This window comes from Roseateles sp. GW821-FHT09G03 (assembly GCF_059416045.1).
The window spans coordinates 408,224-427,276 of the sequence record NZ_JBWKOK010000005.1; the positions used below are offsets into that span (position 1 = coordinate 408,224).

A 19,053-nucleotide genomic window follows, 5' to 3' on the forward strand; every position below is an offset into this window, starting at 1 on the left:
CGGCCGCGTCGGTTTTCTACAAGACCCGGCCACGCCCTTGTCCGACAGTGAGGCCATTCCACACCCCGCCAAGGAGCCCTCATGAACACCGCCATCCACCCGTTCCGGATCGAAATCCCCCAGTCGCAGATCGACGACCTGCGCACGCGCCTCGCCGCCACGCGCTGGCCGCAGCCGGTCGTGCGCGATTTCAGCCACGGCCAGGCCGTGTCGCTCGTGCGCGAGCTGGCCGACTACTGGCGCGACGGCTTCGACTGGCGCGCCCAGGAAACCCGTCTGAACACGCTGCCGCAGTTCACGACCGAGATCGACGGCCAGACCATCCACTTCATCCACGTGAAGTCGCCGGAAGCGGAGGCCTTCCCGCTGATCCTGACGCACGGCTGGCCGAGCAGCCCGGCGGAGTACCTGGACCTCATCGGCCCGCTGACGGATCCGCGTGGCCACGGTCGCGGCGACGCGCCCGCCTTCGACCTGGTCATCCCCTCGGTGCCGGGCATGGGCCTGTCGTCGCCGCTGGCGGCCGCGGGCTGGGACGCGGCCCGCACCGCGGCGGCCTGGGACACGCTGATGAAGCGCCTGGGCTACGAGCGCTACGGCGCGCAAGGGGGCGACGGAGGTGCCCTGGTCGCGCGCGAGCTGGGCATCCTCGCGCCGGCGGGCCTGGCCGGCGTGCACGTCCAGCAGATCTTCGCGTTCCCCACCGGCGCCCCCGACGAGATGCAAGGCCTGACCCCGTTCGAGATGGCGGGCTTCGAGCGCCTGGACTACTTCCGTAAATACGCCGGGTACGTCGACATCCAGTCGAAGCGGCCCGGCACCCTCGCCTTCGGCCTGGTGGACTCGCCGGCGGCGCTGCTGGCCTGGAACGCCGAGCTGTTCTTCGGCTTCGAAGGGGAACGCGTCGCCGAGGTCGACCGCGACCGTTTCCTCACGCACCTGTCGCTCTACTGGTTCACGGGCACCGGCGGGCAGGCGGCCGAGATGTACTTCGCCAATGCCGCCAGCGGCGCCGGTTATCGCGACCTGCCCAACCACACGCCGACGGCCGTGGCCGTCTTCCCCGACGACTTCCGCTCGGTCCGCAGCTTCGCGGCGCGTTCGCATACCCGGCTGCTACAGTGGACCGAGATGCCGCACGGCGGCCATTTCGCCAATGAAACGGATCCGCAGCTCGTCGTCGACGACCTGCGTCGATTCTTCGGCGCGCTGCGGGATCCGGCGTCCCGAACACCCCGAGAGGGTCTGGATGGAAGGACCGATCGCTGAAGAGGAACGTCCGGCGGACTCGCCCCTGGTGGCGAAGATCCGCCGCGTCCGCCATCTCGCGGACAGCCAGGAGACGGCGCTCCCCGACGGCTCCTGGGACCTGCTGTTCGTGCGCCGCGGCGACGGTCCGGTGACCGTGGTCCAGACCGGCCAGATCTCGGCGCCGCTCACGATGGCCAACCGCGCGGGCGACGAGATCCTGAGCATCGCCTTCAAGACCGATGTCTACATGCCGCGCCTGCCGGGCCGGCTGATGGTCGGCCGCGGCGTGGTCTGCCCGGTGGATCGGCAGGGCCGTTTCCACATCGGTGAAGAGCGCTTCGAGATCCCCCGCTTCGACAACGCCGAACAGCTCGTGACGGCGCTGGCGCGCCAGGGCGTGCTGGAGCGGGACCCGGTCGTCCTGCGGGCGATGCAGGGCGCGCGGCAGCGGCTCGACGAGCGCAGCATCCAGCGGCACTTCGCGGAGGTCGCGGGGCTCGGCCTCAAGACGCTGCAGCAGATCGCCCGGGCCCATCAGGCCGCTGAGTTGCTGCGCCAGGGGATCACCGCCTCCCAGGTCGCCGCCGAGCTCGGGTTCTCCGATCAGGCGCACATGAGCCACTCGCTGAAGCGCCTGCTCGGACGGACGCCGCGGGAGATCGCGCAGGGGCTATCACCGGCAGCGCCCTGAACGCGAGCTTCAAGCGTTGATGCTCGACGGTCGCGATCGAGCTTGAGCGCGAGCGGTCTATTTCGCGACCGTCACACCCTTGTTCGCCAGCGCGTCCGCGCGCTCATTCCCCGGATCGCCGGCGTGGCCCTTGACCCAGCGCCAGTCCACCGTGTGCAGCTTGCGCAGCGCATCCAGGCGCTGCCACAGGTCGGCGTTCTTCACCGGTTTGCCGTCGGCCGTCTTCCAGCCGCGGCGCTGCCAGCCCGAGATCCACTCGGTCATGCCCTTGCGCACGTACTCGCTGTCCGTGTAGATCACGATGTTGCAGCTGCGCTTGAGCGAGCTCAGCGCCTCTATCACCGCCGTCAGCTCCATGCGGTTGTTCGTCGTGTTGCGTTCGCCGCCGAAGAGCTCCTTCTCGTGGTCGCCGCTCTTGAGCCACGCGCCCCAGCCGCCCGGGCCCGGATTGCCCTTGCAGGCGCCGTCGGTGTAGATGACGACGGGCGGCTTGGCGATCTTCGGCGCGGCAGGTGCAGGGGAAGCAGAGGAGTCGGTATCGGTCATGAACAGGTCGGAGAGGAACGGGTCGGAAAGGAACGGTCGAAAAGAAACAGGCGCGTCGGCGTCCGGTCGGCATCGGGTCGATGTCAATCGACCTCGGCATCGTCGCGATGATGATGGTGATGATGGACCGCCGCAACCGCCGGCGCGGTCTTGGCGGCGCGCTTCTTGCCGCGCGCCATGCCGATCAGCCGCATGCCGTGCACGCGCTTGACCGCGATGACGCCGTACAGCGCGCCGAGCACCGTCCACCACTTGCCGCCAGGCTTCTCGATCCACTGCCAGCGCGCCAGCCAGGCATCGCTCAGCAACGGCGGCCGGTAGCAGCCGAACTGCGCGCGCTCGACCTCGAACGACAGCAGCCGCAGCCAGTCCCGCAAGCGCCAGTAGCCGAGGTACTCGCGCTCCTCGGGCAGGTAGAGCCGCGGCGGGCGGCCCAGCATGCGGCCGTTGACGCGGGCGAGATTCTGCCTCACCGCCCACAGGCTGGCCGGGTTCATGCCGAGGATGACGACGCGGCCCTCGGGACGCAGCACGCGCTCGACCTCGCGCAGGCAACGGTGCGGATCGGCCGCCTGCTCCAGCGTGTGCGGAAGCAGCACCAGGTCCAGGCTGTTGGACTCGAACGGCAACGCGTCGAACTCGCAATAGACCGCCGCGCGGCCCGCGCCGTTCAGGCCCGGGGCGCACTCGGCCTGGGGCTCGGGCTGGTACTCCAGCGGATGCGCGCTCATCGACCGCTGCGGCGGGCCGGCGACGCCGTCCTCGAAGGGTCGGTGGTTCAGCGCCAGCCATCGGTTGCTCATGCGGTTGGTCCGCAGCCCCTGCAGTTGCGGGAAGCCGAGCTGCAGCGCGTGATACCCGAACCAGTCGATCACGGCCGCGTCGATGAAGCGCTGTTCCCATGCGAGCAGGTAGCGCCCGGCAGGCGTGCGCAGCCAGTGCGCGAACTCCGCCGCGGCCGTGTCCGGCCGGAAGTGCGCCTCTACAATCGGCGACTTCTCGTCGCTGTCGTCGTCCTGGCCCGGAGTCTTCATCGCTGGGACCTGATCCCCTTGCCTGCATGAACCTGGTCGCCGTTCCCGCCTTCACAGACAACTATCTCTGGCTGCTGCATGACGGCCGGTCGGCGCTCGTGGTCGACCCGGGCGACGCCGCGCCGGTGAAGGAGGCGCTGCGCTCGCTGGGACTGGACCTGCAAGGCATTCTAGTGACCCATCACCATGCCGATCACGTCGGCGGCCTGCGCGAATTGATGCCCTTGCTGGCCGAAGGCGCAAGAGTCTGGGGCCCAGCTGGTGAAACCATGCCGGTGCCCGTCGAACGCTTGAGCGAAGGCGACCGCTTCGAGGTCCTCGGCCAGGTCGTGGACGTGCTCGACGTCCCCGGCCACACCGCCGGTCACATCGCTTTCGTGTTGAAGCAGCCCACCGACGGCGGCGCGCCGATCCTGTTCTGCGGCGACACGCTGTTCTCCGCCGGCTGCGGCCGCCTCTTCGAAGGCACGCCCGCGCAGATGCACGACTCGCTGTCCAAACTCGCGGCCCTCCCCGGGGAAACCCGCGTCTGCTGTGCGCACGAGTACACCTTGTCGAATCTGCGTTTTGCTCGCACAGTCGAGCCCCGGAACGAGGCGGTCGCGCGTCACGAGGCCTGGTGTCTGGCCCGGCGCGAGCAGTCGCTGCCCACCCTGCCCTCCACCATCGCCGTGGAGCTCCAGATCAACCCCTTCCTGCGCTGCGAGGTCGCCGACGTCCGCGAGGCGGCCCAGCACCGCGATCCGGGCGTCACGTCGCAGCCGGTCTCGGTCCTGGCCGGGCTGCGTCAATGGAAGAACGAATTTCGCTGAGCCTCCGATGCATAGCCACCTGACCCTGCCCCGCACGTTCTCCTGTTCCCACCGCGCCGCGACCGGCGCGGATGCTGTCTCCCCCTCCCCCGCCGCCACGAAACGCCCCGCGCTGACGCTGATCGCCGCGCTGCTGCCGCTGGTGCTGGCCGCCTGCGCGACGAACGCGCCGCGGGCCGACAACGAAGAAGCCCAGGCGGTCGCGCAGCAGACGGTGCAGGCGGTCGAGTCCGCCGCGTCGGCCGTGCCCTCACCGGCCACGCCGGTGGCGCGCGTCGCCACGGCCCCGGAAGAGAAGCTGGACGTCCTGCTCGAGGACAACCTGAACCCCGGCGAGAAGGTCGACCTCGACGCGCCGAAGACGCATGTCGACCTGTGGGCACGGATGCGCGCCGGCATGGCGATGCCCGAGCTCGACAACGACCTGGTCCGCAAGGCCGAGGACTGGTACAGCAGCCGGCCCGACTACGTCGCGCGCATGACCGGCCGCGGCAGCCTGTACCTCTATCACGTGGTCGAGGAAGTCCAGAAGCGCGGCATGCCGATGGAGCTGGCGCTGCTGCCCTTCGTCGAGAGCGCGTTCCGCAACGACGCGCAGTCCAGCGCGAAGGCCGTCGGCATGTGGCAGTTCATGCCCGCCACGGGCCGCGACTTCGACCTGAAGCAGAACATCTTCCGTGACGACCGCCGCGACGTGCTGGCCTCGACCAAGGCGGCGCTGGACTACCTGCAGCGCCTGAACAAGCTGTTCGACGGCGACTGGCAGCTCGCGCTGGCCGCCTACAACTGGGGCCAGGGCAACGTCAGCAAGGCGGTCGCGCGCAACCAGAAGGCCGGCCTGCCGATCGACTACGACAGCCTGCGCATGCCTGACGAGACGCGCTACTACCTGCCCAAGCTGCAGGCGGTGAAGAACATCCTGATGCGCCCGGAGGCCTACGGCATCCAGCTGCCGGCGGTGGCGAACCACCCGTACTTCCTGTCGGTCAACATCGACCGCGACATGGACGTCACGCGCGCCGCGCAACTGGCCGAGCTGGACGAAGAGACCTTCCGCCAGTTCAACCCGTCGATGAACAAGCCGGTGATCCTGGCGGCCAGCAGCGGCCAGCTGCTGCTGCCCTACGACAACGCCAGCACCTTCGTCGCCAACCTCGAGAAGCATCGCGGCCCGCTGGCCTCGTGGACGGCGTGGGTCGTGCCCAAGACGATGAAGCCGGTCGACGCCGCCAAGCAGGTCGGCATGAGCGAGACCGGCCTGCGCGAGATCAACCGCATCCCGGCGCGGATGCTGGTGACCAAGGGCTCGACGCTGCTGGTGCCGCGCACGGCGTCGCGCGACCAGGACGTGTCCGAGCATCTGGCCGACAACGCCCGCATCGGCTTCGCGCCCGACGTGCCGCCGATGCGCCGCGTCACGCTGAAGGCGAACAAGGGCGACACGGTGGCGAGCGTCGCGCGCCGCTACCGCCTGGGCACGACGCAGCTGGCGCAGTGGAACCGTGTGAGCACGAAGGCGACGTTCAAGCCGGGTCAGCAGGTCGTCGCGTATGTGCGTGAAGGCCAGCAGCTGGCCGCGGCGGAACCGGTCGCCGCGACGTCGAAGTCCTCGGCTTCCGCAGGCAAGGCCGCGAAGTCGGCAAAGGTCACCAAGGTCGCGTCGAGCGCAGCCAACAAACCGGCCAAGGGCAGCACGAAGACCCGCAGCGCCAAGGTCGCCGCCAGCGATGGCAAGGGCGGCCGCACGGTGGCGACGAAGACCGCACTGCGCTGACCGCGCTCCCTTCACTTGGAACGACAACGGCCGCTCGATGAGCGGCCGTTTTGTTTGGAGCGCCGAATTCAGCCGAAGAACAAGGCGACCGACAGCGCCGTGCCGACGGCCCACGCGAGGCTGCGCAAGCTCGGCTGATCCGCGATGTAGAGCACGACGTACACGACCCGTGTGACGACGAAGGCGATGGCCAGCAGATCGATGTGCGACTGCGCATGCTGCATCTGCTGCGCGGCCAGCACGCCTGCGATGAACAGCGGCAGCGATTCGAAGCTGTTGGCCTGCGCCGCATTGGCGCGCGCCTGCCAACCGCTCTGCCGCGTCAGCCAGCCGCGCGGGTCGTGGTTGTCGAAACCGCCGTCGCGGCGGCGTTTGCCGAAGCCTCTCGACTTCGCCAGCGCGGCGCACAGCACCGGCATCAGGCAGGCGACGATCAGGCAGTAGTTGGCGATGGTCATGGCGGACTCCCGCTTCTCGTCAGATCGCAATCGGAGGTCGACGGGAGTCGACGGATCAGGTCGACCGACGATCCACCAGCGCATGCGCGATGGTGCCGAGGTCGACGTATTCCAGCTCGCTGCCCACCGGCACGCCGCGCGCGAGCCGCGTGCTGCGCAGGCCGCGCGCGCGCAGCGCCTCGGCCAGCACGTGCGCCGTCGCCTCGCCTTCGGCGGTGAAGCTGGTGGCGAGGATCACCTCCTCCACCTGCCCGTCCGCCGCCCGCTCCAGCAACTGGTCGACGCCGATCTCGCGCGTCGACACGCCGTCCAGCGGACTGATCCGGCCCTGCAGCACGAAGTAGTAGCCGAAGTAGGACGCCGTGCGCTCCATCGCGGCCTGGTCGGCCGGCGACTCGACCACGCACAGCAGCCGCGCATCGCGGTGCCGGTCCGAGCAGATCGAACACAGCGGCGCTTCGCTGAAGGTGTGGCATCGCTCGCAATGGCGCACCTTGCTGGCCGCGTCCTGCAACGCGCGCGCCAGCGCGTCGACACCGGCGCGGTCATGCTGCAGCAGGTGGTAGGCCATGCGCTGGGCCGACTTCTGGCCCACGCCGGGCAGGCGCCGCAGGGCCTCGATCAGTTGGTCGAGCGCGGTCACCGCAGTCCGATCCGATCGATGATCAGAACGGCGATCAGAACGGGAACTTCATGCCCGGGGGCAGCGGCATGCCGGCGCTCAGCTTGGCCATCTTCTCGGAGCTGACCTGCTCGGCGCGGCGCACGGCGTCGTTGAACGCGGCGGCGACGAGGTCCTCCAGCATGTCCTTGTCATCGGCCAGCAGGCTGGGGTCGATGGCGACGCGCTTGACGTCGTGCTTGCAGGTCATCGTGACCTTCACCAGGCCGGCGCCGGACTGGCCTTCGACCTCGATGTTGCCGAGCTCGTCCTGCGCCTTCTTCAGGTTGTCCTGCATCGCCTGCGCCTGCTTCATCAGGCCTGCGAGTTGACCCTTCATCATGATCGTGATTCCTTGTTCAGAGATTCAATGGGGCGGCTCGAGGCCGACCCGGTGATGACCCGGAGGTCGATGCGATGGACGGGATTGTCGCCCACGGCGCGCGCCTGCGCTGGCGCCGCAGGACTGCCGGACCCGATCGTCAGACCGGCTTGATCGATCCCGGCAGGATCCGCGCCGTCTTGAACTGCGCGAGCAGCTGCTGGACTTCCGGATCTTCCAGGATGATGGACTCGGCCTGCCGCTGCCGGGCGCGCGTCGCCTGCGTGTCGCGCAGCGCGGGTGAATCGGAGGCGCGGCCCGCCTCGATGTCGACCCGCACCGGCTTGCCCACGAAGGTCGCGAGCACCGACTGGAGCTTCTCCAGCAAACCGGGCTGGCGCAGCGATTCGCGCTCGACGCGGAAGCGCCAGCGCTGGGGCTCGGCGCTCTCGTCGATCTCCAGGCATTCGGCCTGCAACGCCAGCTCGCGCGCCAGCGCGTTCAGGCCCAGCTGCGGCACGACGGCGTACCAGCGCTCGCCCAGCGCGGTCGGCACCAGTTCGACTTCCTCGATGGCGGTCGAGACATAGATGCCGCCGCCGGCACTGCCACCATTGCCGGACTCGCCGGCCACAGGGCTCGGATCGTCCAGGTCGGGCATCGACATGCCGACGGACGCCTCCTCGTCCGACGGCGGCGGCACGTCCATCCAGGGCGGCGGGCCGTTGTCGTCGTGCGGCGGGGACAGGTCCTCGGGCTCCTCGGCGTCGGACTCGACCTTCGCCGCAGGCGGTGGCCCCGCGCGCGGGCGCAGACGTTCGCTGAAGCGGGTTGCGGGCGCGCCTGCCTGAGCGGCGCGCAGCGGGCCGGACGGTGCCGGGGCACGCGGCGCAGGCGCCTCTACCGGCGGAGACGGCGCACGGGGCGGCTCAGCGGCCACGACGGGAGCAGGCGCTGACGCCCGCGCCGGGACTGGCTCGGGCACAGGTTCCGGATCAGCAGCGGATTCGACGATCGCCGGCGACGCATCGGATGACGCCATCGCGGGCGCTGCAAGCGTCGACGCCGCTTCGGGCGCTTCCGCAGGCTCAGGTTCGGGTTCTGGCGCGGCCGCCTCGGCGACACGCGGCACGGCAGGCGCCGGCGCGGCCGGCATTGGCGCGGGAGCCTGCGCCGCAGACGCGGGCTGCGGGCGAGCCACCGGCGCGGCACTCACCGCGGGAGCCGGGGCCGAGCGCGCGGCGCCTTCCGGCACCGACGGCTGACGCGCGCCCTGCCCGTTCGGCCGGAACGCCATCATGCGCAGCAGGACCATCGTCAGCCCGGCGTACTCGTCCGGCGCCAGCGGCAGCTCCTGCCGTCCGTGCAGCGCCATGCTGTACATCAGCTGGACCTCGTCGGCCGGCAACTGGCCGGCCAGCGGCAGCAGCTCGGCGAGGTCGGGATCGCCCGCGTCGAGCGCGCCCGGCGCCGCCTGCGCGACCGCCAGATGTTGCAGCGCCACCGCGAGATCTTCCAAGGTGCCGCCCGCCGACAGGCCCATGTCGCGCAGCCGGTCCGAGGCACCGACCAGCGAGGCGCCATCGCCCGCGATCAAGGCGTTCAGGATGCCCAGCACGTGGCCGCGATCGACGCTGCCCAGCATCTGGCGCACGCCGGCTTCCTTGAGCTCGCCCGAGCCGAAGGCGATCGCCTGGTCGGTGAGCGACAGCGCGTCGCGCATCGAGCCGCGCGCCGCGCGCGCCAGCAGGCGCAGCGCGCCGGGCTCGTTCGGGACACTTTCGTTGGAGAGCACGCGCGTCAGGTGCTCCAGCACCGTCTGCGGCGCCATCGGGCGCAGGTTGAACTGCAGGCAGCGCGACAGCACCGTCACCGGGACCTTCTGCGGATCGGTGGTCGCCAGCACGAACTTCAGGTACTCAGGCGGCTCCTCCAGCGTCTTCAGCATCGCGTTGAAGGCGGTGTTCGAGAGCATGTGCACTTCGTCGATCATGTAGACCTTGAAGCGCCCGATGACCGGCTTGTAGACGGCCTGGTCCAGCAGCTGGGAGATCTCCTCCACGCCGCGGTTGGAAGCGGCGTCCAGCTCGACGTAGTCGACGAAGCGGCCGGCGTCGATGTCGCGGCAGGCGTCGCAGACGTTGCAGGGCTGGGCGGTGATGCCGCCGGTGCCGTCCGGACCGACGCAGTTCAGCGACTTGGCCAGGATGCGCGACACCGAGGTCTTGCCGACACCCCGGGTGCCGGTGAACAGGTAGGCGTGGTGCAGGCGCTGCTGCGTCAGCGCGTTGGCCAGGGCCTGCACGACGTGTTCCTGACCCATCAGCTCCTCGAACGTGCGGGAGCGGTACTTGCGTGCGAGGACCTGGTAACTCATGGCGGGGGATTCTACGGGGGCGGCTCCGTGCTCCCGGACGGGTCGCAGGGGGATGACGTCCGGGTTTGTCAGGAGAGGCCTTCCGGGAGTCCGTCAGCGCTGACGGATAATCCGCGCCCATGAGCACCCCGCACGATCCCTCCTCCGGCACGCTGAGCTACGAACAGGCCGGCGTCAACTACGACCTGATCGACCCGCTGAAGATCAGCGCCCAGCGCGCCGCGGCCGCGACCGCCGGCCACCTGAGCGCCCACGGCTTCACCGAGGTGAAGGCGTCGCGCGGCGAGTCGGCGTACGTCGTCGACGTGGGTCCGTTCTACATCGCGTCCATCGTCGAGTGCCTGGGCACCAAGACGCTGGTGGCCGACGAGATGGCCACGCTGACCGGCAAGAGCTACTACGACGGCATCGCGCAGGACACCATCGCGATGGCGGTGAACGACCTGATCACCGTCGGCGCGACGCCGCTGGTGGTGCAGGCCTACTGGGCCGCGGGCGGTTCGGACTGGTTCGGCGACGCGCAGCGCGCGCAGGCGCTGGTGGCGGGCTGGAAGAAGGCCTGCGACGTCTGCCAGGTCGCCTGGGGCGGCGGCGAGACGCCGGCGCTGGCGGGCATTGTCGAAGGCGGCCGCATCGACCTGGCCGCGTCCTGCACCGGCCTGATCAATCCGAAGGAACGTCTGTCGGTCGGCGACAAGCTGGGCGCGGGCGACGCGATCGTGCTGCTGGCCTCGTCGGGCATCCACGCCAACGGCCTGAGCCTGGCGCGCAAGCTGACGGAACGCCTGCCCCAGGGCTACCTGACCGAGGTGCAACCGGGCCTGACCTACGGCGACGCGCTGCTGGCGCCGACGGCGCTGTACTCGCCCGTGACCGAGGCGCTCTACAAGGCCGGCATCACGCCGCACTACTGCGCCAACATCACGGGCCACGGCTGGCGCAAGCTGCTGCGGCACCCGGGCAAGTTCACCTACCGCATCCACACGGTGCCGCCGGTGACGCCGGTGCTGAAGTTCATCCAGGACCACGCGCAGCAGGACGACCGCGAGGCCTACTCGACGCTGAACATGGGCGCCGGTTTCGCGATCTTCGTGAAGGCGGACCAGGCAGCGAAGGTGGTGGAGATCGCCAAGGCCTGCGGCATCGATGCATGGGACGCGGGCCGCGTCGAGGACGGCGAGAAGCAGTTGCTGATCGAGCCGCTGGACATCCGTTTCGGGGATGACGATCTGCAACTGCGCTGAGCGGGGTCAGGTCTGAAGGAATGAAGGGCGCTGCGGCGCCCTTTGTTGTTTCTCAGCCCCGATCCTTGGCAAGTCAAGGCGCCTTCACCCGCCACAGTACTGCTTGCGGCCAGCAATCACCTGAAGCTGGGCGCGGATCTGGCGAGACCGCTTCATCGCGTCATCGATGTCCTTCTGGCTCACATGACGATCTGTCGAGTAATCGACATTGTTCCTGCTCTCCCGCAGCAGCCGCAAGTTCTTACCGAGCGCTTTCTCCCCTTCGCGCTCGTAGTACTCCTGGGTCCACTGATGGACCCTGGGATGTCGATCGGAAATGTTCGCCATATCGCGCGCCCTCAAGAACACACCGTAATAGGCTCGCGATACCGCACTTCGGTTGCTGGCTTCGTCACATCGCGTCAACAAGTGCTGCGCGACAGCGAGGACTTCGTCTGGATCGAATGCTGTCATGGCTCCGTCCTCACGTCACCAGACGGCGATCTTCGAAGCGACCGGGCCGAGTGCTGACCAGCACCACCCTCCACAGCCGGTCGATTGCCGGCACCGTCGTATGCAGGGCTTCGAATGCCTCAACTTCCGCGTAGGGATAGCCAGAGACCGGCGGGTAGCCAAAGAACCTGAACATCAGGTGCAGGTTGCACTCCTCTGGATCCCTGCCCACCTCGACACTGATCTCCCGGCTCCCTGCGCACCGAACGAGCTCACGGTCGACGGTATCGAAGTCCTCGCGCTGCAGATGCGGATGCTTGCGAGCGAACCAGTCGATGATGTCTTCGTAGTCTTCTGTGCCACGCAAGGCCTGGAGGTCATACGGCCATTCGCCGGGCACACAGGGGTTCATCCACGGACGGAAGAGATACGGCGCCTGGGACTTGCTGTGCACCCACACGGGTCGAGCACGACCGGTGGCGTGCGACTCCAGCGTCGCCATCTGTGGCGCTTCCAAGATTTCAACTTGCTGCAACATCGCTGCTTGCCTTTCCTTCACCGACCCACGTCGATGCAATGCGCTCATTTTCGAAATGGAAGCGCGTTCTGCCATGACTCAAAGTTGTGGCCGACGGGGGATGCGGAGGGGGCCCTCTTCCGAGGGAAGTCGGATGTCCCGCGCCGCGCGTCCTGCCCCTCGTTCCCCAGGTTGACATCCCCCCGCCGGATGACGAAGCTCCCCGGTCATGGACTGGTTCTACAGCCCGATGGTCAAGATGCATGCGCTGCTGGCGTGGTGCAGCATCGGGCTGTTCCTGGTCCGCGGGTTGGCGCATCAGTTCGGCGCCGTGTGGGTGACGGACGAGCGGCTGCGCACGCTGGTGTTCAGCAGCCACGTGCTGATCGTCGTGTCGGGCCTCAGCCTGTGGGGCGCGCTGCACCACGACCCGCGCTACGAGCCCTGGATGACGGCGAAGTTCATCGCGCTGGGGATCTACTTCGCGACCGGACATTGGGCCTTCGGGCGCGGGGAGTTCCGCATCCTCGGCTACGTGCTGGCGCTGGTGGCGCTGGCGTATGTGATGGCCGTGTCGGTGACGCGTCAGGTCTTGCTCGGGCTTTGAGTGGACGTCGACAGGCGTTCAGGGCCTGGCCGATGGGGCCTGGCCGATGACGCGGGCTTGACGCGCCTGCGCCGCACCGGGCGTAGGATCGTCCGATGCCTTCGAACACCCCCATCCACGACGCCGCCCAGCGCGGCTACACCAGCGCCTCCGACAACTACCAGCGCGGCCGCCCCGAGTACCCCGAGGCCCTGACCGGCTGGCTGGGCGGGGCACTCGGCGTTCAAGCGGGCACGCGGGTGATCGATCTCGGCGCGGGCACCGGCAAGTTCACGAAGCTGCTGGCGCGCACCGGCGCGACGGTGACGGCGGTCGAGCCGGTCGACGCGATGCGTGCACGGCTGTCGGAGAGCCTGCCCGGCGTGCGGGCGCTCGCGGGCACTGCGGAGGCGATCCCGCTGGCGGACGGCGACGCTGATGTGCTCGTCTGCGCGCAGGCCTTCCACTGGTTCGCGAACGAGCAGGCGCTGCGCGAGATGCATCGCGTGCTGCGCCCGGGCGGCCGTCTGGGCCTGATCTGGAACGTGCGGGACGAGTCGCGCGACTGGGTCGCCGAGATCACCGGGATCGTCACCCCCTACGAGGGCGACGCGCCGCGCTTCTACAAGGGCACGTGGAAGCAGCCTTTCGAGGGACAGTCGCTCTTCGGCCCGCTGCAGCGGACGGTGCTGCCGCACAGCCATGTGGGAACGTTCGAGCAGGTCGTGCTCGACCGCATCCTGTCGGTGAGTTTCATCGCGGCGCTGCCGGCGGCGGAGCAGGCCCTCGTCGCCGATCGGCTGCGCGCCTTGAAGGAGCGCTACGCCGAACTGCGCGAGCCGACGATCGCCTTCCCCTACGCCACCGAGGCGTGGCTCGCGGAACGGCTCGTCACGGCGTGAACGCGGCCGCCACGTCGGGGATGCAGGTGGGACTCTCCAGACGGCTTGCGAGGAACGCGGAGACGCGCCTCGTGTAGTCCTCGGGCGCGAAGTCGAACAGGTCCACATGGGCAGCGCCCGGGACCATCCACAAGGACTTGGGCTCGGCGGCGACGGCGAAGAGCCGCTGCGTCTCCGCCGCGGGCGTGTGGCGGTCGTTGCTGCCCGAGATCACCAGCAGCGGCGCATGCAGTTCCGCGATGTGATCGATCGGGCGCAATTGCTGCGCGGTGATGCCGAGCTGGAGCGGCAACTGCGACAGCAGCAGCGGCGACAGGCCGCCGGCCCATTCGCCGAGATGCAGCTTGAGCCGGTCGGAGACCGCCTCCTCGATCGTCGGGTACATCGACTCCAGCACCGCGGCGTCGATCCGCGGCCGGCCGCGCGCGAGCACGGTCGATGCGGCGCCCAGCGAGACGCCGATGACGGCACGCCGCTCACAGGGCGCCTCCTTCGCGAGGAACTCGAGCGCGGCGACGACGGCTTCGGACTCGCGCCAGCCGAAGGTGATGGCGGTGCCGCCGCTCTCCCCATGACCGGGCAAGTCGATCAGCAGCGCACCGCGTCCCTGGCGGTGGAGCAGTTGAGCGCGTTGCAGCATCTGGCGGCGATCGCCGCGCACGCCGTGCAGCAGCAGGACGGTGCCGAGGCCGGGACGACCGGCGCTCCACCAGCCCGACACGAGCACGTCGGAAGACGTGACCAGCTGGATCTGACGCGCCTGCAACACCGGCGGCGGCGCGCCGATCGCGCGGAAGGCCGGCGCGGCGAGCTCACGTCCGGCGAGCCAGAGCGCCCCAGCCCCGAGGACGGCGAGCGCGACGATCACGAGGAGGATCCGCGCCAGCCGTCTCATCGTCATGCGTTCAGACCAGCTTCCAGCCGGCCAGCCAGAGTTGGTGGACGGCGGCGGCGTGGAGCTCGCGGCGCAGGGCGGCGGGCCGGTCGCCGGGTCTTGCGACGCGCGGCGCGCTGAGCCATTGCGGACCGACCTCACGCGAGAAGCGGGCGCGGCCGTGGCGATCGGCGCGCAGCAGCGCCAGACGCCAGGCGGCGTTCAGACGATGGGACTGGCCGTCGTCGGCGAGCGGGCCGATCCAGTCGTCGGCCTGGAGGCGGAACGCGGCCTTGAGCAGCTCGAGGTCGGACGGGAAGCGGGAGAACTCGGCGACCGGTTCGCCCCAGGGATCGCGCAGCGTGCGCGGGGGCTGGGCGGGCGCGGGGGTGGTGGTGCGAGCGGCGCGGCGGCGGGACAGCAGCGAGTCGAACTGGGCCAGACGAGCGGACATGAAAAAACTCCGAGAGCCCACAGAGATCACCGGCGTTTGCCGGCCCGGGGGCAGTCGGAGCCGCAACGCTTTAGCCGCATTTGTTGATCGCCCGCAAGTAGTTGGTAAATCGGCGATGGCACTGGAGGGCTGGCGCCCGCGAGGTCCGGAACGGATTTAACCACAGGCTCTGGGCTTGAGTCGACGGCGGGGCGGCGTTGTTCGGACGCGGGTCGCACGGCGAGGCGCGCGCGAGGGCGCTGTCGAGGGCGGCTCGGCCGGAGCCCCTCGAAAGCTCGGATAGAATGCGAGGTGACGGGCCTCCTCGCATGGAAGCGCGGCCAACCGGGTCAGATGGGGAACCAAGCAGCCCTAACCGTTGTGACCAGTGCCGAGGGTAAGGCTCGTCAACCTCATTCAAGTGAAAACCGCCGGGAGGCGGTTTTTTCGTTTGTGGCGCTCATGCGAGCCTCGCCCCCCTCAGTACGGGAAGCCACGCCGGCGCTGCATGGTCTTGATCGAGGCCTTCGAACTCTCCGCCTCTTCTCCCCAGGCCGATAGCCAGTGGAGAACGGACCCGCAGCACTGGACCGGCTCGTTGTCCCAGACGCAAATGCCCCAAACAGGCGAGTCGAAGGGCTGATTGCATCGAATGTACTGGTGGTAGTCGCCCATCCGGTCCAACACGACAACGGCATCTTCGGGAAGGACGAACTTGCGGGACGTGTCCTTCCGCCAAGCTTCGGTCCGATCAAGCGCGACGCGATAGTCGACCTCCACGTGATCGTGATCAAACAGCCCACCGCAGTCGTGGCCCATCATCGACAGGAAGGCCCGATACGATTGCGGCAATCGAACGCCGTACTTGTCCTCCAGGGCGGAGATCTCGACCTCGCTGCATCCTCTGACAACGGACCGATCGATCGCGCCTGAATGCTCAAGCGCTTGCATCAAGAGAAGAAACTGATCGGGGCACATCACAATCGGCCTGGCCACAGGAGATGAAATTGGGAGTCGATCTGACTTTGCTGCCCGTTCAGTTCGAGACGGACACCGGCGATCTGGTCTGCGTCCATGCATTTGACCTCGACTTGAATTCGATGGTCATGCCTTTCTGGGATATGCCGAGCCAGGTCGTCGAAGGGCGCGTGTTCTGGCCGATCAAGAAGATGGATGCGGCCATGCGAAGTCACATGGCGCCCGACCTCCCGATTGTCGGCGGCCCGCGCCAAGATGCCGTTTTCGGCGAAGCCACCGAGGACGAGCGCCCCCGCTACGTCCTTGCGGGGGTTGTCGCCGATGTGTTCGCACCGCTCGCCGAATTGCTGGCCGATGCCAATGACGTCGAGCGCGCGGCGATCGCCTATGTCTCCGCCCTTGATCGACACACGAAGATCGTGCTTCGGCCCTGGTGAGGCGACCCGTTGACAACACCCTTTGCCCCATGCCCGACGCGTACGACTTCCAGCGTTTTCTCGACGCACAGGCCCCACAGGTCGCCGACGTCCTCGCCGAACTGAAACGCGGCCGCAAGCTCAGTCATTGGATGTGGTATTTCTTCCCTCAGCTCCGCGGGCTGGGCGTGAGCAGCACGGCGCAGTTCTACGGGATCCAGTCACTCGACGAAGCGATCGCCTATCTCGGTCACGAGATCCTCGGCCCGCGCTTGCGCGAATGCGTGGCGCAGATGAACACCCACCGCAACAAGACCGCCGAGCAGATCCTGGGTGCCGTGGACGCGATGAAGTTCCGCTCTTCGCTGACGCTCTTCGCGAAGGCGTCGGGCGACGAGGCCGTGTTCATCGAAGCGCTCGATCGCTACTTCGGCGGTCAGCCGGATCAGCGCACGCTGGATCTGCTCGCCTGACCGGGCGAGCGTGCCAGGGTTGCTAGAGTCGCGGCATCCTCCGCGCCTCGCCATGCCCGCCTTCACCCGCCTCCCCTGCCCGCTCCCCGGCGTCGACATCGTCAGCGCCGACAGCGCGAAGGCCTTCCCGCGCCACATCCACGATGAATTCGGCATCGGCCGCATCGATCGAGGCGCGCAGAAGACCGCCAGCGGTCGCGGCATGGTCCAGTCCGTCGCGGGTGACGTCATCACGGTTAACCCGGGCGAAGTCCATGACGGCCTGCCGCTCGGAGATCACGGCCGGGCCTGGCGGATGCTGTACCTCTCGCCTGACTTGGTCGGCAATCTCGTCGCCGACATCGCCGAGGGCGGCCACGCCGGTGACGTCGAGTTCCACCTCCCCACACTGCACGACGATCGCATCGCCGGTCGCTTCGAAGCGCTCTTCCGCGCGATGGCGGCCACGCCGCCGGACACCACCGACACGCTTCAGGTCGACGGCACGCTGCTCCTGCTGCTGCAGTCGCTGCTCCAGCCACGCGTCGTCGCCCTTCCCGCGATCCCAGCAGGCATCACGATCGCGCGCTCGCGCCTCGACGACGACCTCACCGCGCCGATCAGCCTCGCGGACCTCGCGCGCGAAGCCGGCCTGAGCCGATTCCAGTTCCTGCGCGGCTTCACGCGTGCGACCGGACTTCCGCCGCACGCCTATCTCGTGCAGCGCCGCCTGCAGCAGGCGCGCCGGCTGATCGCGCTCGGCACGCCGCTCGCCGAGGTCGCCGCCGCCAGCGGCTTCTTCGACCAGAGCCATCTGACCCGCCACTTCGTGCGCTGCTTCGGCATCGCGCCGGGCGCCTACGCCGCCGCGCTTCGTTGAGTCGGCCGAGCTCGCCTGCAATTTCGTCCAAGACGCGCCGTCGGTGCGCCTCGACGATGACCTCCCCGCTTTCACCGCGCCGAGGTCCGTCGTGCCCTTCTCCTCGCTCTCGAATCCCGAGTTCCTGATCACCTCGCTGATCGTCGTCGCCTCGCCCGGCACCGGCGCGCTGGTCACCCTCGCCGCCGGCCTGTCGGGCGGCGCGCGGGCATCGCTTCAGGCCGCCCTCGGCTGCACGATCGGCATCGTCCCGCACATGCTGGCCGCGATCACCGGCCTGGCCGCGCTGCTGCACGCCAGCGCCGTCGCCTTCGACGCGGTGAAATACGTCGGCGTCGTCTACCTGCTCTACATGGCCTGGATGTCGCTGAAGGACAGCGGACCGCTCGCCGTGGACGCCGACGGCCCGCCGCGCTCCGCGCGCGAGGTCGTGACCCACGCGGCCCTCGTGAATCTCCTCAACCCGAAGCTGTCGATCTTCTTCCTCGCCTTCCTGCCGCAGTTCATCGCCCGCGACGAGCCGCACCCGACGCCGTTGATGCTCGAGCTCTCCCTCGTCTTCATGGCGATGACCTTCGCCGTGTTCGCGGTCTACGGCGTCTTCGCCGCCGCGATGCGCGAGCGCGTACTCACGCGCCCACCGGTGTTGCGCTGGATGCGCCGCGGCTTCGCGGCGGCCTTCGTGGGGCTGGGCGTGAAGCTCGCGCTGGTCCAGCGCTGAGGTTCAGGCCCGTCCGGCCTCAGTCGGCCGCATCCGCCACCGGCACCACGCCGTCGAAGTCGAACAGCTCCACCTTCTTCGGCATTCCCGACCGCCGCTCCACCTTGTGCTGCGGCCCGATCGCCTTGCCGGTGCGGGCGTCGATCAGCTTGAGTTCCACCGGCTCGCCGGTCTCCGTGTCGATCAGGCGCACCGGCTTGTTCTTCAGCGGTGCGTGCGTGTTGCCCCAGGTCAGCAACGCCAGCATCACCGGGCGCAGGTCGCGGCCCTTGGGCGTCAGCACGTACTCGTAGCGCGGCGGCTTGTCGCTGTAGAGCCGCTTCTCGAGCAGCTCCCGCTCCACCAGTTCCGCCAGCCGGCGCGTCAGCGTGTTGGACGCGATGCCCAGTTCCGTCGCGAATTCGTCGAAACGGTGGTGGCCATAGAACACCTCGCGCAGGATCAGCACGCTCCAGCTGTCGCCCAGCATGTCCGTCGCCCGCGCCACGGGGCAGGCCATGTCTTCGAAGCTCGTGCGACGCATCGGGATCTCCTTGTCAGGTCGGCGGTCCGGCGATTCTCACTGACTTTCATCATGAAAGTTAGTTGACGAATCCGCAACAGTGCATTCCGCACCTAGTGACTTCCATGATGCAAGTGACATTCCTATAGTCCGCTCCATCGCTCGCCAGCCGGCGGGCCTTCGATGCCGG

Annotated in this window: 23 protein-coding genes and 1 other RNA gene; 12 read left to right on the top strand and 12 right to left on the bottom strand. The window is 68.7% G+C overall.

What is annotated here, in order from left to right:
• Positions 1–81: 81 nt before the first annotated feature.
• Together AC07OZ_RS20415 and AC07OZ_RS20420 are read left to right on the top strand one after the other, a co-directional pair.
• Positions 82–1,269 (top strand): epoxide hydrolase family protein, encoded by a 1,188-nt coding sequence (locus AC07OZ_RS20415; RefSeq protein WP_495468912.1) that lies wholly within the window; start codon positions 82–84, stop codon positions 1,267–1,269.
• Entirely contained in the window at positions 1,250–1,942 is a 693-nt protein-coding gene (locus tag AC07OZ_RS20420) for a helix-turn-helix domain-containing protein (protein ID WP_495468913.1), read from the top strand. The genes AC07OZ_RS20415 and AC07OZ_RS20420 overlap by 20 nt, the downstream gene beginning before the upstream one ends.
• A gap of 57 nt (positions 1,943–1,999) precedes the next feature.
• Here AC07OZ_RS20420 and rnhA read toward each other — a convergent pair whose 3' ends face one another.
• Both rnhA and AC07OZ_RS20430 read right to left on the bottom strand, forming a co-directional pair.
• On the bottom strand, positions 2,000–2,488 hold the full coding sequence (rnhA, locus tag AC07OZ_RS20425) for a ribonuclease HI (protein WP_495468914.1): 489 nt from the start codon (positions 2,486–2,488) through the stop codon (positions 2,000–2,002).
• An 83-nt stretch (positions 2,489–2,571) separates the two neighbouring features.
• A complete protein-coding gene (locus AC07OZ_RS20430) occupies positions 2,572–3,522 on the bottom strand; it encodes a class I SAM-dependent methyltransferase (protein ID WP_495468915.1) in 951 nt (316 codons plus the stop codon).
• Positions 3,523–3,548: 26 nt separating this feature from the next.
• Here AC07OZ_RS20430 and gloB point away from each other — a divergent pair, with 26 nt between their 5' ends.
• Both gloB and AC07OZ_RS20440 read left to right on the top strand, forming a co-directional pair.
• Positions 3,549–4,334, top strand: coding sequence for a hydroxyacylglutathione hydrolase (gene gloB / locus AC07OZ_RS20435; RefSeq protein WP_495468916.1), 786 nt, complete (start codon positions 3,549–3,551; stop codon positions 4,332–4,334).
• A gap of 7 nt (positions 4,335–4,341) precedes the next feature.
• The gene (locus AC07OZ_RS20440; protein ID WP_495468917.1) at positions 4,342–6,108 is read left to right on the top strand and encodes a transglycosylase SLT domain-containing protein; all 1,767 of its coding nucleotides are present in this window, start codon (positions 4,342–4,344) and stop codon (positions 6,106–6,108) included.
• A gap of 68 nt (positions 6,109–6,176) precedes the next feature.
• On the opposite strand, the gene AC07OZ_RS20445 is transcribed toward AC07OZ_RS20440, so the two are convergent.
• The 4 genes from AC07OZ_RS20445 to dnaX all read right to left on the bottom strand — a co-directional run bounded on the left by AC07OZ_RS20445 (position 6,177) and on the right by dnaX (position 9,926).
• On the bottom strand, positions 6,177–6,566 hold the full coding sequence (locus AC07OZ_RS20445; RefSeq protein WP_495468918.1) for an MAPEG family protein: 390 nt from the start codon (positions 6,564–6,566) through the stop codon (positions 6,177–6,179).
• A gap of 55 nt (positions 6,567–6,621) precedes the next feature.
• Positions 6,622–7,209, bottom strand: coding sequence for a recombination mediator RecR (gene recR, locus AC07OZ_RS20450; protein WP_495468919.1), 588 nt, complete (start codon positions 7,207–7,209; stop codon positions 6,622–6,624).
• 34 nt (positions 7,210–7,243) lie between these two features.
• Entirely contained in the window at positions 7,244–7,570 is a 327-nt protein-coding gene (locus AC07OZ_RS20455; protein ID WP_495468920.1) for a YbaB/EbfC family nucleoid-associated protein, read from the bottom strand.
• Positions 7,571–7,709: 139 nt separating this feature from the next.
• Positions 7,710–9,926 carry a DNA polymerase III subunit gamma/tau gene (gene dnaX / locus AC07OZ_RS20460; protein WP_495468921.1) on the bottom strand — a complete coding sequence of 739 codons (2,217 nt, stop codon included), beginning with the start codon at positions 9,924–9,926 and terminating at the stop codon, positions 7,710–7,712.
• A 119-nt stretch (positions 9,927–10,045) separates the two neighbouring features.
• On the opposite strand from dnaX, the gene AC07OZ_RS20465 reads away from it, so the two are divergent.
• Entirely contained in the window at positions 10,046–11,170 is a 1,125-nt protein-coding gene (locus tag AC07OZ_RS20465) for an AIR synthase-related protein (RefSeq protein WP_331613085.1), read from the top strand.
• Between the two features lie 84 nt (positions 11,171–11,254).
• Here AC07OZ_RS20465 and AC07OZ_RS20470 read toward each other — a convergent pair whose 3' ends face one another.
• Both AC07OZ_RS20470 and AC07OZ_RS20475 read right to left on the bottom strand, forming a co-directional pair.
• The gene (locus AC07OZ_RS20470) at positions 11,255–11,623 is read right to left on the bottom strand and encodes a hypothetical protein (protein WP_495468922.1); all 369 of its coding nucleotides are present in this window, start codon (positions 11,621–11,623) and stop codon (positions 11,255–11,257) included.
• A gap of 10 nt (positions 11,624–11,633) precedes the next feature.
• Positions 11,634–12,215: a hypothetical protein gene (locus tag AC07OZ_RS20475; RefSeq protein WP_495468923.1), complete on the bottom strand. Its 582-nt coding sequence runs from the start codon at positions 12,213–12,215 to the stop codon at positions 11,634–11,636.
• A 133-nt stretch (positions 12,216–12,348) separates the two neighbouring features.
• Between AC07OZ_RS20475 and AC07OZ_RS20480 the strand changes: the two genes are divergently transcribed.
• A complete protein-coding gene (locus tag AC07OZ_RS20480) occupies positions 12,349–12,726 on the top strand; it encodes a SirB2 family protein (RefSeq protein ID WP_495468924.1) in 378 nt (125 codons plus the stop codon).
• A gap of 95 nt (positions 12,727–12,821) precedes the next feature.
• Positions 12,822–13,607 carry a class I SAM-dependent methyltransferase gene (locus tag AC07OZ_RS20485; RefSeq protein WP_495468925.1) on the top strand — a complete coding sequence of 262 codons (786 nt, stop codon included), beginning with the start codon at positions 12,822–12,824 and terminating at the stop codon, positions 13,605–13,607.
• On the opposite strand, the gene AC07OZ_RS20490 is transcribed toward AC07OZ_RS20485, so the two are convergent.
• Positions 13,597–14,508, bottom strand: coding sequence for an alpha/beta hydrolase (locus tag AC07OZ_RS20490; RefSeq protein WP_495468926.1), 912 nt, complete (start codon positions 14,506–14,508; stop codon positions 13,597–13,599). The two genes, AC07OZ_RS20485 and AC07OZ_RS20490, sit on opposite strands and share 11 nt — an antisense overlap.
• 4 nt (positions 14,509–14,512) lie before the next feature.
• Positions 14,513–14,935: a hypothetical protein gene (locus AC07OZ_RS20495; protein ID WP_495468927.1), complete on the bottom strand. Its 423-nt coding sequence runs from the start codon at positions 14,933–14,935 to the stop codon at positions 14,513–14,515.
• 293 nt (positions 14,936–15,228) lie between these two features.
• On the opposite strand from AC07OZ_RS20495, the gene ffs reads away from it, so the two are divergent.
• An RNA gene (gene ffs, locus AC07OZ_RS20500) (signal recognition particle sRNA small type) lies at positions 15,229–15,326 on the top strand.
• 68 nt (positions 15,327–15,394) lie between these two features.
• On the opposite strand, the gene AC07OZ_RS20505 is transcribed toward ffs, so the two are convergent.
• Positions 15,395–15,865: an SMI1/KNR4 family protein gene (locus AC07OZ_RS20505; RefSeq protein ID WP_495468928.1), complete on the bottom strand. Its 471-nt coding sequence runs from the start codon at positions 15,863–15,865 to the stop codon at positions 15,395–15,397.
• A gap of 56 nt (positions 15,866–15,921) precedes the next feature.
• On the opposite strand from AC07OZ_RS20505, the gene AC07OZ_RS20510 reads away from it, so the two are divergent.
• From AC07OZ_RS20510 to AC07OZ_RS20525, 4 genes are all read left to right on the top strand, one after another.
• Entirely contained in the window at positions 15,922–16,329 is a 408-nt protein-coding gene (locus tag AC07OZ_RS20510; RefSeq protein WP_495468929.1) for a hypothetical protein, read from the top strand.
• 29 nt (positions 16,330–16,358) lie between these two features.
• Positions 16,359–16,781 (top strand): DUF1810 domain-containing protein, encoded by a 423-nt coding sequence (locus AC07OZ_RS20515; protein WP_495468930.1) that lies wholly within the window; start codon positions 16,359–16,361, stop codon positions 16,779–16,781.
• Between the two features lie 52 nt (positions 16,782–16,833).
• On the top strand, positions 16,834–17,640 hold the full coding sequence (locus tag AC07OZ_RS20520) for an AraC family transcriptional regulator (RefSeq protein WP_495468931.1): 807 nt from the start codon (positions 16,834–16,836) through the stop codon (positions 17,638–17,640).
• Between the two features lie 91 nt (positions 17,641–17,731).
• Positions 17,732–18,361, top strand: a complete 630-nt coding sequence (locus tag AC07OZ_RS20525; protein WP_495468932.1) for a LysE family translocator — start codon at positions 17,732–17,734, stop codon at positions 18,359–18,361.
• A 19-nt stretch (positions 18,362–18,380) separates the two neighbouring features.
• Here the strand turns inward: AC07OZ_RS20525 and AC07OZ_RS20530 are convergent, their stop codons facing one another.
• The gene (locus AC07OZ_RS20530; RefSeq protein WP_495468933.1) at positions 18,381–18,884 is read right to left on the bottom strand and encodes a winged helix-turn-helix transcriptional regulator; all 504 of its coding nucleotides are present in this window, start codon (positions 18,882–18,884) and stop codon (positions 18,381–18,383) included.
• Between the last annotated feature and the right edge of the window lie 169 nt (positions 18,885–19,053).

Coding starts and splice junctions, on each gene's coding strand:
- AC07OZ_RS20465 (WP_331613085.1), top strand. CDS start 10,046: ATGAGCACCCCGCACGATCCCTCCTCCGGCACGCTGAGCTACGAACAG.
- AC07OZ_RS20485 (WP_495468925.1), top strand. CDS start 12,822: ATGCCTTCGAACACCCCCATCCACGACGCCGCCCAGCGCGGCTACACC.
- AC07OZ_RS20520 (WP_495468931.1), top strand. CDS start 16,834: ATGCCCGCCTTCACCCGCCTCCCCTGCCCGCTCCCCGGCGTCGACATC.
- AC07OZ_RS20440 (WP_495468917.1), top strand. CDS start 4,342: ATGCATAGCCACCTGACCCTGCCCCGCACGTTCTCCTGTTCCCACCGC.
- AC07OZ_RS20530 (WP_495468933.1), bottom strand. CDS start 18,884: ATGCGTCGCACGAGCTTCGAAGACATGGCCTGCCCCGTGGCGCGGGCG.
- AC07OZ_RS20470 (WP_495468922.1), bottom strand. CDS start 11,623: ATGACAGCATTCGATCCAGACGAAGTCCTCGCTGTCGCGCAGCACTTG.
- AC07OZ_RS20430 (WP_495468915.1), bottom strand. CDS start 3,522: ATGAAGACTCCGGGCCAGGACGACGACAGCGACGAGAAGTCGCCGATT.
- dnaX (WP_495468921.1), bottom strand. CDS start 9,926: ATGAGTTACCAGGTCCTCGCACGCAAGTACCGCTCCCGCACGTTCGAG.
- AC07OZ_RS20515 (WP_495468930.1), top strand. CDS start 16,359: ATGCCCGACGCGTACGACTTCCAGCGTTTTCTCGACGCACAGGCCCCA.
- AC07OZ_RS20455 (WP_495468920.1), bottom strand. CDS start 7,570: ATGATGAAGGGTCAACTCGCAGGCCTGATGAAGCAGGCGCAGGCGATG.
- AC07OZ_RS20475 (WP_495468923.1), bottom strand. CDS start 12,215: ATGGCAGAACGCGCTTCCATTTCGAAAATGAGCGCATTGCATCGACGT.
- AC07OZ_RS20480 (WP_495468924.1), top strand. CDS start 12,349: ATGGACTGGTTCTACAGCCCGATGGTCAAGATGCATGCGCTGCTGGCG.
- AC07OZ_RS20445 (WP_495468918.1), bottom strand. CDS start 6,566: ATGACCATCGCCAACTACTGCCTGATCGTCGCCTGCCTGATGCCGGTG.
- AC07OZ_RS20490 (WP_495468926.1), bottom strand. CDS start 14,508: ATGACGATGAGACGGCTGGCGCGGATCCTCCTCGTGATCGTCGCGCTC.
- AC07OZ_RS20420 (WP_495468913.1), top strand. CDS start 1,250: ATGGAAGGACCGATCGCTGAAGAGGAACGTCCGGCGGACTCGCCCCTG.
- AC07OZ_RS20505 (WP_495468928.1), bottom strand. CDS start 15,865: ATGCAAGCGCTTGAGCATTCAGGCGCGATCGATCGGTCCGTTGTCAGA.
- AC07OZ_RS20495 (WP_495468927.1), bottom strand. CDS start 14,935: ATGTCCGCTCGTCTGGCCCAGTTCGACTCGCTGCTGTCCCGCCGCCGC.
- gloB (WP_495468916.1), top strand. CDS start 3,549: ATGAACCTGGTCGCCGTTCCCGCCTTCACAGACAACTATCTCTGGCTG.
- rnhA (WP_495468914.1), bottom strand. CDS start 2,488: ATGACCGATACCGACTCCTCTGCTTCCCCTGCACCTGCCGCGCCGAAG.
- AC07OZ_RS20415 (WP_495468912.1), top strand. CDS start 82: ATGAACACCGCCATCCACCCGTTCCGGATCGAAATCCCCCAGTCGCAG.